Consider the following 14,532-nt stretch of genomic DNA (forward strand, 5'->3'; position numbering starts at 1 on the left):
CCACCGACCCCACACAGGCATCGACGGCAAGTCACCCATCGAGCGACTCACCGTCCACAACCTCCCCGCGAAGAACAGCTAGCGGCCGGTGTAGGTCGCGTTGCCGGGGCCGAGGTCCAGGAAACTGCGCACCGCGCCCTGCAGATCCTCGGTCTCGAACAGTGCACCCGAGACCGCGGACGTCATCGAATCAGCGTGTCGCACACCGCCCGACCGCCAGGCTCCGATGATCTCCTTCGTCGCGGCGTGGGCACGGGTGGGTCCGTCGGCCAGCCGTGCAACCAGTGCCCGCGCTGCGGAGTCCACGTCGTCGTGGACCTGGTTGACCACACCCCACTCGCGCAGCGTCTCCGCCGAGTACAGGTCGCCGGTCATGACGAACTCCCGGGCGCGGCCGCTGCCGGCGCGCTCCGCCATCCGCTGCGGTCCGCCCATCGACGGGGTCAGGCCCACCACGGTCTCCACGAGCCCGAACTTGGCCTTCGGTGACGCCAGGATGATGTCGCATGCCAACGCGATCTCGAGGGCGGCCGTCAGCGTCAGGCCGTGGGCCGCGAAGACCACCGGGCAGGGCAGCGACTCGAGGGGATGGGCGATCGCCTCGAACAACCCTTCCCACAACTGCGTTCCCTCGGCTTCGGACAACCCGTCGAACACATGCACGTCGACGCCGCCGGAGACGACCTTGCCCTCCGCACGCAGCAGAACTGCGCGGGGAGGGCTGGCCACCAGATCGGCGATGTCGGCGGTGACGGCGTCGAACATGGCCTGGTCGAACAGGTTCAGCGGACCGTGCGCGAACGTCAGGGTGGCGACCTCCGCACCGGCGTCGGTCGTCGTGCGTTCGAGTCTGGTCGGCTTCTCGCTCATCGCCGAATCATGACACGGGCGTCGTACCCACCGGGACGGCCGGTTCCGCTTCTCGGGACGCGACCGGCTTGTCGACGACAGGTGCACCGCCGAAGGACGGGCGGGCGTAGAACGCGGTGGCAACGGCGCCGATGAGCAGCACGGCCGCGGGCAGGTACAGCGACTGGCCGAGTGCCGTGGCGAAGGGGGCTGCCACCTCGGCCGGAATGCGACCCGCCGACAACTCGGCCGACGCCCCGGCAGCACCGGCGAACGGCACCTCCGCGGAGATACGTGACTGCATCAGGACACCGATGCCCGCACTGCCGAGGACGGATCCGATCATGCGCATGGTGTTGTAGACGCCGCTGCCGGCACCGGCCTGCGACATCGGCAGGTTACGGGTTGCCGTGGCGCCCAGCGGGGACCAGATCAGCGCGTTGGCGACGCCCATCAGCGCGATCGGCATCAGCAGTCGGACGATGGAGGCGGTGGGGGTCATCTCCATCGCCAGCCACACGAGCGCGACGGTCAGCAGAGTCAGACCCGATCCCGCGATGTAGCGGGGATGCACGCGGTCCACCAGGCGACCGACATTGGGAGCGAGGACGCCGGTGAGCACGGCCATCGGCACGAACAGCAAGGCCGACCGAGTGGGGGTCAAGCCGGTCACGCTCTGGGCGTAGAACATGATCGGCAGCATCATGCCGGTCATGGCGAAGCCCATCGCCGCGATGCCGATGGTGGACAGCGAGAAATTACGGTCGCGGAACAGTCCCAGCGGCACCAACGGCTCGTTGCGATTACGTGACTGCCACACGATGAACGCCGCGAACACGACGATGCCGGCGCCGATCGAGGTCCAGATCCACCCGTTCCAGTCGTACTTCTGTCCCTCCTGCAATCCGAAGACGATGAAGAACAGACCGACGGCGGACAACACGACGCCGGGGATGTCGAACTTGTGCTCGTTGGTGGGGAGCGTGGGGACGAACTTGACGGCGAGCGCGATGGCGACGACACCGACCGGGAGGTTGATGAAGAAGATCCATTCCCAGCCGAACGCGTCGACGAGGACGCCGCCCAGCAAGGGACCGACCAGCGTGGCGACACCTGCGACGGCACCCCAGGCGCCCATGGCCGCTCCGCGCTTGTCCTTCGGGAAGATGCGCGTGATGACGGCCATCGTCTGCGGCGTGATCATCGCTGCACCGAGACCCTGGACGGCACGAGCCGCGATCAGCATCTCGATCGATCCCGACACTCCGCACCACAGCGACGCCAGCGTGAAGACGACGAGTCCCGCGATGTAGAGGTTCTTGGGTCCGAAGCGGTCACCCAGGCGACCGGTGACCAGTAGTGGCACCGCGTAGGCCAAGAGGTACGCGCTGGTCACCCAGATCACGTTGGAGATGTCGGTCTGCAGTCCCTCGAGGATCGCGGGTTGCGCGACGGCGACGATGGTCGTGTCGACCAGAATCATGAAGAAGCCCAGGCAGAGCGTCCAGAGTGCGACCCAGGGGGACGCCTCCTTCGCAGTGGGCACGGTGGTGCTGGTCATCATCGATCCTGTCGTGTCATGTGGTGGTGTTTCTCGGCGATGATCGCGTCGAGCCAGGGAAGGCGTCCGGTGTCGATGTCGTCGACGAATGCCCGGAGCCAGGCGAGTTCGGCCTCGCGGAGTGCGACGGTGTACTCCAGGCCGACGGAGAAGAGTCTCGGGGAATGCCGCGCGGTGATCGAGGCGGTCATGATGCGCATCTCGTCGAGGTCCTTCCCGAGATGCGCGATCCGCTCCCGGACCAGCGCGGACACCTCGGCGGCGGGCAGGTTGTGCGACTCCGACAGGGCGAGCGTGAACTGCGAGTACTCGGGAACCGGAGTCGCGAGAAGGGTGCGAAGCGTAAATGTCAGGGCCTCACGCCCCGACGGCGTGACGTCGTAGGTGGTGCGCTCCGGCCGATTGCCCTCACGCTCCGTGCCGACCGCGACGATGTGATCTGCGGCCGCCAGGCGGTCCACTGCGTGATACAGCGATCCGGGTCTGACCTTGATCAGCCTGTCGTCGTTCCGCTCGAGCAGGAGTTGATACATCTCGTAGGGGTGCATCGGCCGCTCGAACAAGCACGCCAGGACGGCGATCCCGAGAGTGCTCACCTGCGTTCCCACGATTCACCCCCGCCGTCTCGTATATTCCAGTTGGAATATACGGCGCCGAATACTGGCGACGCAAACGGCCCGACTACCGTGGACGCCGATGAATACCCACCAGATCGACATCGTCCGGCTCGCCTGGGCACGCGAACTCGGACTGCCCGACGATGCCTCGCTGGACGACGCAGGCCGCCTCCACGTCGTCGACGACGACTCCGACCGCGTCATGTTCGTCGTCCTCGACGGCCACGCCGTCCTCGTCGGACCGGAGCAGATCATCGAACGCGCCGAGGGCGTCTCCAACGACGTCCTCGCCACGAGGGACGGTCTCGCGGACGTCGCAGGGTCACGGCGCGGGCGATGCGGAGGCCCGATCGTGCTCGCCTACCTCGACGACAGTCGCGACGAGATCCGCGTCGGACATCCCCTGATCTCGCACGAGGGAGCCGACGCCGACCGCGTCGTCGCCTCCGTACCGCCCGACGATGCCGCGGGTATCAGGTCCTTCGGCGTCGACTCGTGGTTCACGGTGTTCGACGACGCAATGGGCGAGTCGGACGCGACCCCGGCAGCGACGGCCGGATACGTCGAGTGGCGCGGATTCCTCGCGGACACGGTCGCGGTGACGACACCGTCGTACCGCCGACAAGGCTTCGGCGCGACGGCGGCGCGCCTGGCTACGAACGAGGCCATCGACGCGGGCTTGATCCCCCAGTGGGCAGTTCCAGTGGACAACGCGCCGGCTCGTCTGTTCGGCCGGTCGCTCGGGTTCACCGAGCTCGGCGTGCGCATCGGGATGGAATTGACTCCACCCGGGTAGGTTACGACCATGAGCACCGACAGCGGCACCCCGTCCTACGTGGAAAAGGGCGGCTTCGACCGCGACACGAACTACATCGAAGACCGCATCACCGCGGACGGGCGCGACGGCTACCCTGTCGAAGCCGGCCGCTACCGCCTCGTCGTTGCTCGCGCATGCCCCTGGGCCAACCGCGCGATCATCGTGCGCAGACTCCTCGGCCTCGAGGACGCAATCTCGATGGGTGTGTGCGGACCCACCCACGACAAGCGGAGCTGGACGTTCGATCTCGACCCCGACGGACTCGATCCCGTCCTGAAGGTCCCGCGCCTGCAGGACGCCTTCTTCGCGCGCTTCCCGGACTACCCGCGCGGCATCACGGTCCCGGCGATGGTGGAGGTGTCCACCGGCCAGGTCGTGACCAACGACTACCCGCAGATGACGCTGGACTTCTCGACGGAATGGACGCAGTTCCATCGCGAGGGCGCACCCGATCTCTACCCGGAAGCGCTGCGCGGGGAAATCGACGAGGTCGCCGAGCTGATCTTCCACGACGTCAACAACGGCGTCTACAAGTGCGGCTTCGCCGGCTCGCAGAGCGCGTACGAGAAGGCGTACGACGCCTTGTTCTCACGGCTCGACTGGTTGAGCGAACGACTGGAGAACCAGCGGTTCCTGGTGGGCGACACCATCACCGAGGCGGACGTGCGGCTGTTCACGACGTTGGCCCGGTTCGATCCGGTGTACCACGGCCACTTCAAGTGCAATCGCAGCAAGCTGTCCGAGATGCCGGTGCTGTGGGCGTACGCCCGGGACCTGTTCCAGACGCCGGGGTTCGGCGACACCACCGACTTCGCCCACATCAAGTCGCACTACTACGAGGTGCACACCGACATCAATCCGACCGGCATCGTTCCCAAGGGTCCGGACCTGTCGAGCTGGCTCAGCCCGCACGGCCGAGAGGCGTTGGGCGGCCGACCGTTCGGTGACGGGACTCCCCCGGACGCACCGAAGGCGTCGGAGCAGGTCCCGGCCGAGCACTGGGCTTAGTCGGGGCGGCCCGACGCCCGGATCCTGACCAGTGCGTCCGTGCCCAACTCGACGAGTGTCGAGACGACGTCGTCACGAGAAAGGGCCACGTCGCCGCGCAACCACATCGCGACGACCTCGGTGGACCCTGCCACCAGGAGGTGGGCGACGAGGCGAGCACGAGGGTCGTCCACGGCGCCCACGGCGAGCGTGGACAGGAAGCCGTCGACGAACCGAGCGACAGCACGGTCACGGGCGGACCGTAAGCCGTCGTTGCCCGGCGCTTCGAGGTACAGCCGAGCAAGGCGCTTGTCGTCGAAGGCCGACAGCACGGCTCGCACGGTTACCTCGATGAGATCGGAGCCTTGTCCGGTGTCGACCGAGACCACGCCGATCCGTGTGGCCATGTCCTCCAACACGTCGGACAGGGTGCTGCCGGCCGCGTCGTCGAGGTTGTCGAACGTCTCGTAGAAATGCCGCTTGGATACCGCCGCTCGTTCGCAGACGATTCCCACGGTCAGCGCCGAGATGCCCCGCTCGTCGACGAGATCGAGCACCGCCGTGCTCACGCGGCGCCGCCGGGCGGAGCGCCGTTCCTCCGCGCTCGCGCCGCCGTACGGGCGGTCGCTGTTCGGCGTGGTCACGACGCCATGGTGCCATGCCGGTTCGCTGGTGGGCGTTGACACCACCACCGACCCGACCTAGCATTCCGGAACTGGTACGTTCCGGTTTCGAAAGAGGTGGCTCATGCTCTGCTGTGTCCTCCCGGTCCTGGTCATGGTCGGCATACGCGTCGCCTCGCGGGCGTGGAACGCCCTCCTCGGCGGATCGACGTCCGCGCCTGCCCGGCGACCCCCGGTCGCCACGCGCACGGTGAAGGACACCGTGACGGTCGGAGTCGCAGCATGAGCGTCTCGTCGCCTACCCGGCTCGGCCGCATCCGACCGGCGCGCTTGCTGCCCAGTTCGCGGCCCGTCCTCCCTCCCGCCACCGCCTCGAGGCTCCGCCGAACCGCGTACGTCTACAGCGGGATCCTCGTCGTCGCGGTCGTGGTCGCCGCGACGTCCCACGGTCCACTGCGTCTCGCCGCGATCGGTGCGTTCTGGCCGGGCGCAGGTCACCTCGCCGCCGGGCACCCGGTACACGCGCTGATCACACTCGCAGCGTTCGCCGTGTCGCTGCTCGTGTGGTGGATGGTCGGTGCCGCCGTGGCACCGATCGCGGTCTACGTGCTGTCGATCGTGAGCACCGCAGCGCTCCACGAAGGCCACCATCACGCCGCAATCGTGGGTCCTGCCCTGGTCGTGCCCGGCGCAGTGCTTATCGCCGGCGCTATCCACCTCGTGCGGCACCGCCGGCAGATGTCCACCGCATATCGCCTCAACGACGAGTTGGAGTCGGTCACGTGGTTCGAGACCGCGCTGCCGTCGACGAGCGAACCGGACGTACGCACCGCATCGGAGGCCGATCTCGCACACCTGCGCCTCGCACTCGATCTGGGACTGCAGCCCCTCGAGAACTTCGACGGATTCGACCACCGGGACCAGTTCCGTGAAGCGGCACTGCGCTACCAACTGTCGATTCTCGGCTACGCCCTCTCGATGTACCGGTACACGCACACGCCGGCGTTCTCGGGCTACCTCGCCGAGGCGCAGCGCAATGCCGTCGTCAAGATGGGCGATCGCCGGGTGTGGGGGTACTGGCCGCTCGAGAACGCCTGGGGGCGATTTTCCGTCGGACGCGATCCGGTGCGAAACCGCGACAACGTCATGCTCACCGGGTGGCAGGGGGCTGCGGTGGGAATGTACGAGAGCTTCGGGGACGACCGCTTCTCCCGTCCTGGCGGGCTCAGCTATGTGTGGTCCGACGACGTCCGGTACGACCACGATTTTCCCGCCCTCGCCGCGTCGATCCACCGCAACATGACGGCGTCGCCGTTCACGCTCTTCTCGTGCGAGCCGAGGTGGATCTATCCGGTGTGCAACGCGTTCGGCGTCATCACGATGCAACTGTCGGACCGGCTACACGGAACCGAGTACGTCGCCGACCTGCAGGACGACATCCACCGCAGCTACGAGATGGAGTTCCAGAGACCCGACGGACGATCCATCGGGGTGCGCAACGAAACCCTCGGGATGTCCTGGAACATCTGGGCCGGGCAGGGTGTCACACTCCCCACCACCTATTGGCTGGGTGCCTTCGCCCCCGATCTCTCGCACCGATCGTGGTGGCTCACACGACGCGACGCACTGACCCACGACGGACACCACTACCGACTGCCACGATCGGCAGCGACCCGGTGCGATGCCGGGGACTACTCGTTCGGTAGCGACGCGTTCGCCCACGTCTTCCTCGCACTGACCGCCCGCGAGGTCGGCGACATCGAGGTGGCCGACGATGCTCTGGACTACGTCGACTCGGTCGGACGCCGCAGCGATCAGGACGGCGTCGCGCGCTACGAAGGACTGTCGACGCAGGGAAACCTGTACGCACTGATGGCGCGCTTCTCACGACCCGCTGCGAACCGCGATCTGGTCGGCGCGGGTCTCCCGACACAGTGGCTCACCGGTCCGCAACTCGCCGAAGCCCCCTACCCGGACGTCCTCGTCGCGCGTGCGGTCAGCGACGGCCGAGACCTGGACCTCGTCCTGTTTCCGGGAGCGACCGGCAGCCGGGTCACCCTCGTCGTCGATCGGCTGGTGCCGCGACGGACGTATCGGGTGCGCGGTGCGGTGACCGAGGCCGTCCAGTCCGACGACGACGGCCGCGCCCGAGTGCAGGTCGATCTCGCGGGTCGCACCGCCGTTCGTCTGGACCCGACGTGGTGACGCGTCGGCCCGGTGCCGCCGTCACCCGCAGGATCCGACATCTCGATCCCGATCGCGACTCCGCCGAGATCGCGCGACTCTCGCTCGTGGTGCTTCACGGCTCACCCGCGCTGACGTACGCCCTATTCACGGTCGCGTTCATGAAGCAGGTGGCAGTCCCGTCGATGGCACGCATCCTTCATCGGCGAGGAACCGGCGACATCATGACCGATCCGGTCACGCGGAACGACGACACTCTGCTGTTCTTTGCCCGTCTCCTCGACCACGGACCCGAGTCGGATGTGGGGCGGGCGTGGATCGGTCGGCTCAATGCGATCCACGATCACTTCCCGATACGCAACGACGATGCTCTGTACACGCTGGCCACACTCGCGCTCGATCCACACCGCATCACCTCCGACCTCGCCCGATCACCGTTCACCACGGCCGAGCTGGACGCGCACTGGAACTTCTGGCGTACGACGGCGGAACTGCAACGCCTGCAGCACATTCCGACGTCCCGCGCGGAGATGGAACGGTGGGCTGCCGACTACGAGACGCGGGAGTACGCACCGAGTCCGGAGGGGCGAGCCGTCGCACGGTCACTCACCGACGCCTTCGCTGCGCGCATTCTCCCCTCGCGACTGCGCGGGAGTGCACCGCAGATCCTGTCGGCGGTCTGTCCTCCGCAGTTGCGGACGGTGCACGATCTTCCCGATCCGTCACCGGCGATCCACCGCCTGGTGTCCGGCGCTGTCCACGCGTACGTCGGAACCACGCCGGTGCGACCGACGAACCTGGACACGTCCATGGTCGTGAGACTGGGTCTCGGACACCTCGGCGACCTCGAACCGACGGACGTGGGGTACCGCGGCGCACGCCGGTGACCGTCGGCCCGAGGGGGCAGCTACGGACGGAGAGTGAGGATCCGCGGACCGTCCTCGGTGACCGCGACCGTGTGCTCCCAGTGTGCGGAGCGCGAGCCGTCGGTGGTCACGACGGTCCAGTCGTCGTCCAGCACGCGGGTCTCGTAGGTACCCAGAGTCAACATCGGCTCGATCGCCAGAGTCGATCCGACCACGAGCTCGGGCCCCTTGCCGGGCGCCCCTTCGTTGGCCAGGAACGGCTCCATGTGCATCTCGCGTCCGATACCGTGCCCGCCGTAGCCGTCGACGATGCCGTACGCGCGGCCGTGTGCCTTCTCCGCTGCGTGTGTTCCCTGCTCGATGGCGTGGGAGACGTCGGTAAGGCGGTTCCCGGGAAGCATCGCCGCGATACCAGCCTCCATCGACAACCGCGTGGCCTCGCTCAGCATCTCGTCCGCCTCGATGACGGTGCCGACGCCGAACGTCCATGCCGAGTCGCCGTGCCATCCGTCGAGAATGGCTCCGCAGTCGATGGAGATGAGATCGCCCTCGGCCAGGATGTCGTCGGCCGACGGGATGCCGTGGACGACGCGGTCGTTGACGGAGCTGCAGATGCTGCCGGTGAAACCGTGATAACCGAGGAACGAGGGCACGGCGCCCGCGTCGCGGATCACGGCTTCCGCGACCCGGTCGAGCTCGAGCGTCGAGACGCCGGTCTTCGCTGCGTCACGAACCGCGACCAGCGCTGCACCGACGACAGCCCCTGCCGCAGCCATGGCATCGAGCTCACCGGCGCTGCGGAACGGGACCACCTTGCGTCTGCGTCCGAAACCCATGGGTCAGTCGTCGCCCTGGATCGCGTCGATGACCTTCTTGTTGACGTCGTCGACCTCGCCGACAGCGTCGACAGTGACCAGGCGGCCGTGACCCGAGTAGTACTCGAGCAGCGGAGCGGTCTCGTCGCGGTAGACCTTCATCCGGTTGCGGATGACGTCTTCCTTGTCGTCCTCGCGGCCACGAGCGAGCATCCGCTCGACGACGACGTCCTCGTCGATGACGAAGGAAACGACGGCATCGAGTGACGTGCCGGCGTCTTCGAGGATGGACGACAGCGAATCCGCCTGTCCGGTCGAGCGCGGGAACCCGTCGAGAATGAAGCCGTTGACCGCGTCGGGCTCCGCGAGACGGTCGCGAACCATGTCGACGGTCAGCTCGCTCGGAACCAGGTCGCCTGCATCGAGGTACTTCTTGGCCTCGATGCCCAGCGGGGTCTGCTGGCCGATGTTCGCGCGGAACAGGTCGCCGGTGGAGATGTGCGGGATACCGAGCTTCTCGGACAACAGCGTCGCCTGAGTGCCCTTGCCGGCTCCGGGAGGACCGAGGAGGACGAGTCTCACTTGAGGAACCCTTCGTAGTTGCGCTGCATCAGCTGGCTTTCGATCTGCTTCACCGTGTCCAGTCCCACGCTCACCATGATGAGCACCGCGGTTCCGCCGAACGGCAGGTTCTGGGCGCCACCGGAGTTACCGATGTCGAGGAACAGGTTGGGAAGCACAGCGATGGTGCCGAGGTAGATCGCACCGGGCAGCGTGATGCGGCTGAGAACGAAATTGAGGTAGTCGGCCGTCGGACGTCCCGGCCTGATGCCCGGGATGAATCCGCCGTACTTCTTCATCTCGTCGGCACGTTCCTCGGGGTTGAACGTGATGGCGACGTAGAAGTAGGTGAAGAAGACGATGAGGCCGAAGTAGATCGCGATGTACACCGGGTTCGCCGGGTTCACCAGATACGTGTTGATGGCGCGTTGCCACCAACTCGGGTCCGCCGCCGTGCTGGCATTGGTCAGCTGAGCGATGAGGTTGGGCAGGTACAGCAGCGAGGACGCGAAGATCACCGGGATGACGCCGGCCTGGTTGACCTTCAGCGGCAGGTAGGTGGACGACCCGCCGTACATACGACGACCCACCATGCGCTTGGCGTACTGCACAGGGATACGACGCTGGCCCTGCTCGACGAAGACGACGCCGACGATGATCGCCAGTGCTGCGAGGCAGACCAGCGCGAACACGATGCCGCCGCGGCTGTCGAGGATCGACTTGCCCTCGGACGGGATACGCGAGGCGATGCCGGCGAAGATCAGGAGCGACATGCCGTTGCCGACGCCGCGCTCGGTGATGATCTCGCCGAACCACATGACCAGGGCAGCACCCGCGGTCATGACCAGCACGATCGTGACCAACCCGAAGATCGACGGGTCGGCGATGATGTCGAGGTTGCAGCCCTGCAGCAGCTGACCGCGCGAGGCCAGAGCCACCAGACCGGTGGCCTGCAGGATCGCCAACGCGATGGACAGATAGCGCGTGTACTGCGTCATCTTCGCCTGGCCGGCCTGGCCCTCCTTGCGGAGTTCCTCGAACCGCGGGATGACCACGGTGAGGAGCTGGACGATGATGCTCGCCGTGATGAACGGCATGATGCCGATCGCGAACACGGAGAGTTGGAGCAGCGCGCCACCCGAGAACAGGTTGATCAGCGAGTAGATACCGGCGGAGTCGCCGCCGGACACCTGATCGATGCACTGGCGGACGTTGCCGTAGTCGACACCGGGCGACGGAAGCGTCGCGCCGAACCGATAGAGAGCGATCAGGCCGAGCGTGAAGAGGATCTTCCGTCTCAGGTCAGGTGTCCTGAGGGCCGACACAAAGGCGGAAAGCAACGATCCTCCTGGACGGGGTGACTAACGAGGGAGATGGTCGGGGCGCAGCAGCGCCCCGTCGAACTCTAACAGCGCCCGCGAGCACGGAGTCCTACCCAGCCGGGCAGCACACTCTCGGGACGCTGAAAGGCCGATGGCCGTAGCACGAAGTCGTACCACGGCCATCGGTCCGTATCAGTGGCGTTCACCCTGTGCGGGCGACACCGACGTCACTCACAACTCGGTGGTGGACCCACCGGCTGCGGTGATCTTTTCCTTGGCACTGCCGGTGAACTTGTCGGCGGTGATGTTCGCCTTCACCGAGAAGTCGCCGTCGCCCAGGATCTTGACCAGGCGGTTCTTGCGCACTGCACCCTTGGCCACGAGATCGTCCTTGGAGATCTCGCCGCCCTCGGGGAACAGACGCTCGATGTCGACCAGGTTCACGACCTGGTACTCGACACGGTTGCGGTTGGTGAAGCCCTTGAGCTTCGGAAGCCGCATGTGCAGCGGCATCTGTCCACCCTCGAAGCGTGCGGGAACGTTCTTGCGAGCGCCCGTACCCTTCGTACCGCGACCGGCGGTCTTACCGCGCTTGCCGGCTTCACCGCGACCGACGCGGATCTTGGCGCTCTTCGAACCCGGTGCCGGGCGAAGGTGATGCAATTTGATGGTCACTTGGTGACCTCCTCAACGGTGACGAGGTGACGCACCACATTGATCAGACCGCGTGTCTGCGGGGTGTCCTCGCGAATGACCGACTGGCGGATCTTCTTGAGGCCCAGCGTGCGGATGCTGTCACGCTGGTTCTTCTTCTGACCGATGGTGCTCTTGATCTGGGTGACTTTGAGCTCAGCCATGTGCTGCACTCCCTGCTGCTGCTGCTGCCTGGGCGCGAGCGCGCAGCATGCCGGCGGGAGCAACGTCCTCGATCGGCAGACCACGACGAGCCGCGACCTCTTCCGGACGCTGCAGGCTCTTGAGAGCTGCAACGGTGGCGTGCACGACGTTGATCGCGTTGTCGCTACCGAGCGACTTGGCGAGGATGTCGTGGACACCTGCACACTCGAGCACGGCACGCACCGCGCCACCGGCGATGACACCGGTACCGGGGCTTGCCGGGCGCAGCATGACCACACCGGCCGCAGCCTCACCCTGGACGGGGTGCGTGATCGTGCTACCGATCAGCGGGACGCGGAAGAAGCTCTTGCGAGCCTCCTCGACACCCTTCTGAATGGCTGCGGGAACTTCCTTGGCCTTGCCGTAGCCGACGCCGACCAGTCCGTTGCCGTCTCCGACGATCACGAGGGCGGTGAAGCTGAAGCGACGACCACCCTTCACGACCTTGGAGACGCGGTTGATCGCGACTACGCGCTCGAGGTTGTTCTTCTCCGGGGCGTTTCCGCCACGCTGGTCGCGACCGCCGCGACCGCCGCCGCGGTTGTCTCCACCGCCACGGTTGTCACCTCCGGCCGCATTGGGTCCACTGTTGGCTCCGGCGGGTCCGCTTCCGCCGTCACGCCGTTGACGTCCCGGCATCAGGCTGTCCTTCCGTTGATGAGCTGAATCTTCGCTGCGTTGGTCATCAGAACTTCAACCCGCCTTCGCGAGCTGCATCGGCGAGTGCCGCGATGCGTCCGGCATAACCGTGGCCGCCGCGGTCGAAGACCACAGCGTCGATGCCGGCTGCCTTGGCACGCTCGGCGATGAGTGCGCCGACCTTCGCGCCGCGGGCCTTCTTGTCGCCCTCCGTCGCACGCACATCGGCTTCGATGCTGGACGCGGACGCGAGAGTGCGGCCGGTCAGATCGTCGATGAGCTGTGCGTGCAGGTGACGCGACGAGCGGTTGACCACGAGGCGAGGGCGCTCGGCAGTGCCGGACACCTTCTTGCGCAGGCGGAAGTGACGGCGCGTCTTGGACAGGCGACGACGCGTGGAGGCGTCCTTGCCCAGCGGGATGCGCTTCGGGTTCGAAGTTGGTGCAGAGTTGCTCATCACTTACCTGTCTTTCCGACCTTGCGGCGGATCTGCTCACCCTCGTACCGAACGCCCTTGCCCTTGTACGGGTCGGGACGACGGAGACGACGGATGTTGGCAGAGATCTGGCCGACCTTCTGCTTGTCGATACCCGAAACCGAGAATCGGGTGGGCGTCTCGACTGCGAAGGTGATGCCGTCGGGCGCCGTGATCGGCACCGGGTGGCTGTAGCCGAGAGCGAACTCGAGGTCGCTGCCCTTCAGTGCCACGCGGTAACCGACGCCGTGAATCTCCATCTTCGTGGTGTAACCGGTGGTCACACCCGTGATGAGGTTCGCGACGAGAGTGCGCGAGAGGCCGTGGAGCGAGCGGCTACGACGCTCGTCGTCGGGCCGAGAAACCGAGAGGGATCCGTCATCGTTCTTGGCGATGGTGATCGGCTCTGCGATGGTGAGACTCAAGGTGCCCTTGGGGCCCTTGACGGTGACATCCTGGCCGGCGATGGTGACATCGACTCCGGCGGGAACTGTCACAGGAAGCTTTCCGATACGCGACATAGTGGTGGCCTCCCTTACCAGACGTACGCGAGGACTTCGCCGCCGACGCCCTGATTGGCCGCCTGGCGATCGGTCAGCAAGCCGGTGGACGTGGAGATGATCGCCACGCCGAGGCCGCCGAGCACCTTGGGCAGATTGGTGGATTTTGCGTACACACGCAGTCCGGGCTTGGACACCCGTCGCACACCGGCGAGGCTGCGCTCGCGGCTGGGACCGTACTTGAGGTCGACGATGAGGGTCTTGCCCACCTCGGCGTCCTCGGTGCGGTACTCGGAGATGTAGCCCTCACGCTTGAGGATCTCGGCGATGTTCGCCTTGATCTTCGAGTGAGGCAGCTTCACCTGATCGTGGTACGCCGAGTTGGCGTTGCGCAGACGTGTCAAGAAGTCTGCGATCGGGTCGGTCATGGTCATGACAGAGTTCATGGCCCTTTCTCGCAGCGGTTCCCATACAGCACGTGCGAGCTGGTGCCCTGGTAGCAGGGCCTGACTCGTCCCGTCGTGGGCCTACAGCGAAGTGTTCTGTCCTGACCGACTGTTGCCGGTCAGGGGTTGCGCTCCTGCCAGTGCAGACGTGAGCACTGGCGGGTGTTTCGAGCATCATGGCAAGAAACCTGAGTAGCTCGGGTCGTATGCAGGCATGACGGTACCCGGGCAACCGGTCAAGTGTAGAGGAGCGACCTTCCGGTGGCCAAATCGGTGCAGGTTGGAGGGGTGCTGGCGCGTGGGGGGCGTGCGGCAGGGGGTGTGTACACCACGTCTGGTGAGTGTGCACCCTCTCCAGTCGGCAGTAGAGGGT

Annotated in this window: 18 protein-coding genes; 5 read left to right on the plus strand and 13 right to left on the minus strand. The window is 66.4% G+C overall.

The window, feature by feature from the left end:
• Positions 1–78: 78 nt before the first annotated feature.
• The 3 genes from AC0IX4_RS05455 to AC0IX4_RS05465 are packed head-to-tail and all read right to left on the minus strand — an operon-like array spanning position 79 to position 3,006.
• Positions 79–870, minus strand: coding sequence for an enoyl-CoA hydratase/isomerase family protein (locus AC0IX4_RS05455; protein WP_471828353.1), 792 nt, complete (start codon positions 868–870; stop codon positions 79–81).
• A 7-nt stretch (positions 871–877) separates the two neighbouring features.
• Positions 878–2,410 carry an MFS transporter gene (locus AC0IX4_RS05460; RefSeq protein WP_471828354.1) on the minus strand — a complete coding sequence of 511 codons (1,533 nt, stop codon included), beginning with the start codon at positions 2,408–2,410 and terminating at the stop codon, positions 878–880.
• Positions 2,410–3,006, minus strand: a complete 597-nt coding sequence (locus AC0IX4_RS05465; RefSeq protein WP_471828355.1) for a PadR family transcriptional regulator — start codon at positions 3,004–3,006, stop codon at positions 2,410–2,412. Before AC0IX4_RS05465 ends, AC0IX4_RS05460 begins: the two co-directional genes overlap by 1 nt.
• Positions 3,007–3,106: 100 nt before the next feature.
• On the opposite strand from AC0IX4_RS05465, the gene AC0IX4_RS05470 reads away from it, so the two are divergent.
• Both AC0IX4_RS05470 and AC0IX4_RS05475 read left to right on the plus strand, forming a co-directional pair.
• Positions 3,107–3,823, plus strand: coding sequence for a GNAT family N-acetyltransferase (locus AC0IX4_RS05470; protein WP_056073663.1), 717 nt, complete (start codon positions 3,107–3,109; stop codon positions 3,821–3,823).
• A gap of 9 nt (positions 3,824–3,832) precedes the next feature.
• A complete protein-coding gene (locus tag AC0IX4_RS05475) occupies positions 3,833–4,852 on the plus strand; it encodes a glutathione S-transferase family protein (protein WP_471828356.1) in 1,020 nt (339 codons plus the stop codon).
• On the opposite strand, the gene AC0IX4_RS05480 is transcribed toward AC0IX4_RS05475, so the two are convergent.
• The gene (locus tag AC0IX4_RS05480) at positions 4,849–5,475 is read right to left on the minus strand and encodes a TetR/AcrR family transcriptional regulator (protein ID WP_471828357.1); all 627 of its coding nucleotides are present in this window, start codon (positions 5,473–5,475) and stop codon (positions 4,849–4,851) included. The two genes, AC0IX4_RS05475 and AC0IX4_RS05480, sit on opposite strands and share 4 nt — an antisense overlap.
• A 103-nt stretch (positions 5,476–5,578) precedes the next feature.
• On the opposite strand from AC0IX4_RS05480, the gene AC0IX4_RS05485 reads away from it, so the two are divergent.
• From AC0IX4_RS05485 to AC0IX4_RS05495, 3 genes are read left to right on the plus strand one after another with little or no spacing between them, the layout of a single operon-like run.
• Positions 5,579–5,740 (plus strand): hypothetical protein, encoded by a 162-nt coding sequence (locus AC0IX4_RS05485; protein WP_156388360.1) that lies wholly within the window; start codon positions 5,579–5,581, stop codon positions 5,738–5,740.
• The gene (locus AC0IX4_RS05490; RefSeq protein WP_056073669.1) at positions 5,737–7,659 is read left to right on the plus strand and encodes a linalool dehydratase/isomerase domain-containing protein; all 1,923 of its coding nucleotides are present in this window, start codon (positions 5,737–5,739) and stop codon (positions 7,657–7,659) included. Before AC0IX4_RS05485 ends, AC0IX4_RS05490 begins: the two co-directional genes overlap by 4 nt.
• Positions 7,653–8,525 (plus strand): oxygenase MpaB family protein, encoded by an 873-nt coding sequence (locus AC0IX4_RS05495; RefSeq protein WP_471828359.1) that lies wholly within the window; start codon positions 7,653–7,655, stop codon positions 8,523–8,525. Before AC0IX4_RS05490 ends, AC0IX4_RS05495 begins: the two co-directional genes overlap by 7 nt.
• Before the next feature lie 20 nt (positions 8,526–8,545).
• Here the strand turns inward: AC0IX4_RS05495 and map are convergent, their stop codons facing one another.
• From map to rpsH, 9 genes are all read right to left on the minus strand, one after another.
• Positions 8,546–9,340 carry a type I methionyl aminopeptidase gene (gene map, locus AC0IX4_RS05500; protein WP_471828360.1) on the minus strand — a complete coding sequence of 265 codons (795 nt, stop codon included), beginning with the start codon at positions 9,338–9,340 and terminating at the stop codon, positions 8,546–8,548.
• Between the two features lie 3 nt (positions 9,341–9,343).
• Complete coding sequence (locus AC0IX4_RS05505; protein WP_471828361.1) at positions 9,344–9,901, minus strand: adenylate kinase; 558 nt, start codon at positions 9,899–9,901, stop codon at positions 9,344–9,346.
• Positions 9,898–11,220, minus strand: coding sequence for a preprotein translocase subunit SecY (gene secY, locus AC0IX4_RS05510; protein ID WP_042574885.1), 1,323 nt, complete (start codon positions 11,218–11,220; stop codon positions 9,898–9,900). The genes AC0IX4_RS05505 and secY overlap by 4 nt, the downstream gene beginning before the upstream one ends.
• 213 nt (positions 11,221–11,433) lie before the next feature.
• Positions 11,434–11,877: a 50S ribosomal protein L15 gene (rplO, locus tag AC0IX4_RS05515; protein WP_042574886.1), complete on the minus strand. Its 444-nt coding sequence runs from the start codon at positions 11,875–11,877 to the stop codon at positions 11,434–11,436.
• Positions 11,874–12,059 (minus strand): 50S ribosomal protein L30, encoded by a 186-nt coding sequence (rpmD, locus tag AC0IX4_RS05520; protein WP_042574887.1) that lies wholly within the window; start codon positions 12,057–12,059, stop codon positions 11,874–11,876. Before rpmD ends, rplO begins: the two co-directional genes overlap by 4 nt.
• Positions 12,052–12,738, minus strand: a complete 687-nt coding sequence (gene rpsE, locus AC0IX4_RS05525) for a 30S ribosomal protein S5 (protein WP_042574888.1) — start codon at positions 12,736–12,738, stop codon at positions 12,052–12,054. Before rpsE ends, rpmD begins: the two co-directional genes overlap by 8 nt.
• Before the next feature lie 46 nt (positions 12,739–12,784).
• Positions 12,785–13,195, minus strand: a complete 411-nt coding sequence (gene rplR, locus AC0IX4_RS05530) for a 50S ribosomal protein L18 (protein WP_042574889.1) — start codon at positions 13,193–13,195, stop codon at positions 12,785–12,787.
• Positions 13,195–13,734, minus strand: coding sequence for a 50S ribosomal protein L6 (rplF, locus tag AC0IX4_RS05535; protein ID WP_042574890.1), 540 nt, complete (start codon positions 13,732–13,734; stop codon positions 13,195–13,197). The genes rplR and rplF overlap by 1 nt, the downstream gene beginning before the upstream one ends.
• 14 nt (positions 13,735–13,748) lie before the next feature.
• The gene (gene rpsH, locus AC0IX4_RS05540; protein ID WP_027504667.1) at positions 13,749–14,147 is read right to left on the minus strand and encodes a 30S ribosomal protein S8; all 399 of its coding nucleotides are present in this window, start codon (positions 14,145–14,147) and stop codon (positions 13,749–13,751) included.
• Between the last annotated feature and the right edge of the window lie 385 nt (positions 14,148–14,532).

Source organism: Rhodococcus sp. AC861 (assembly GCF_979256035.1).

What these genes read in the sequence shown, in the direction of transcription:
- AC0IX4_RS05470 (WP_056073663.1), top strand. Translation starts at nt 3,107, where the DNA reads ATGAATACCCACCAGATCGACATCGTCCGGCTCGCCTGGGCACGCGAA.
- AC0IX4_RS05460 (WP_471828354.1), bottom strand. Translation starts at nt 2,410, where the DNA reads ATGACCAGCACCACCGTGCCCACTGCGAAGGAGGCGTCCCCCTGGGTC.
- AC0IX4_RS05485 (WP_156388360.1), top strand. Translation starts at nt 5,579, where the DNA reads ATGCTCTGCTGTGTCCTCCCGGTCCTGGTCATGGTCGGCATACGCGTC.
- map (WP_471828360.1), bottom strand. Translation starts at nt 9,340, where the DNA reads ATGGGTTTCGGACGCAGACGCAAGGTGGTCCCGTTCCGCAGCGCCGGT.
- AC0IX4_RS05475 (WP_471828356.1), top strand. Translation starts at nt 3,833, where the DNA reads ATGAGCACCGACAGCGGCACCCCGTCCTACGTGGAAAAGGGCGGCTTC.
- rpsH (WP_027504667.1), bottom strand. Translation starts at nt 14,147, where the DNA reads ATGACCATGACCGACCCGATCGCAGACTTCTTGACACGTCTGCGCAAC.
- AC0IX4_RS05455 (WP_471828353.1), bottom strand. Translation starts at nt 870, where the DNA reads ATGAGCGAGAAGCCGACCAGACTCGAACGCACGACGACCGACGCCGGT.
- rpsE (WP_042574888.1), bottom strand. Translation starts at nt 12,738, where the DNA reads ATGCCGGGACGTCAACGGCGTGACGGCGGAAGCGGACCCGCCGGAGCC.
- AC0IX4_RS05490 (WP_056073669.1), top strand. Translation starts at nt 5,737, where the DNA reads ATGAGCGTCTCGTCGCCTACCCGGCTCGGCCGCATCCGACCGGCGCGC.
- rpmD (WP_042574887.1), bottom strand. Translation starts at nt 12,059, where the DNA reads ATGGCTGAGCTCAAAGTCACCCAGATCAAGAGCACCATCGGTCAGAAG.
- rplR (WP_042574889.1), bottom strand. Translation starts at nt 13,195, where the DNA reads ATGAGCAACTCTGCACCAACTTCGAACCCGAAGCGCATCCCGCTGGGC.
- rplF (WP_042574890.1), bottom strand. Translation starts at nt 13,734, where the DNA reads ATGTCGCGTATCGGAAAGCTTCCTGTGACAGTTCCCGCCGGAGTCGAT.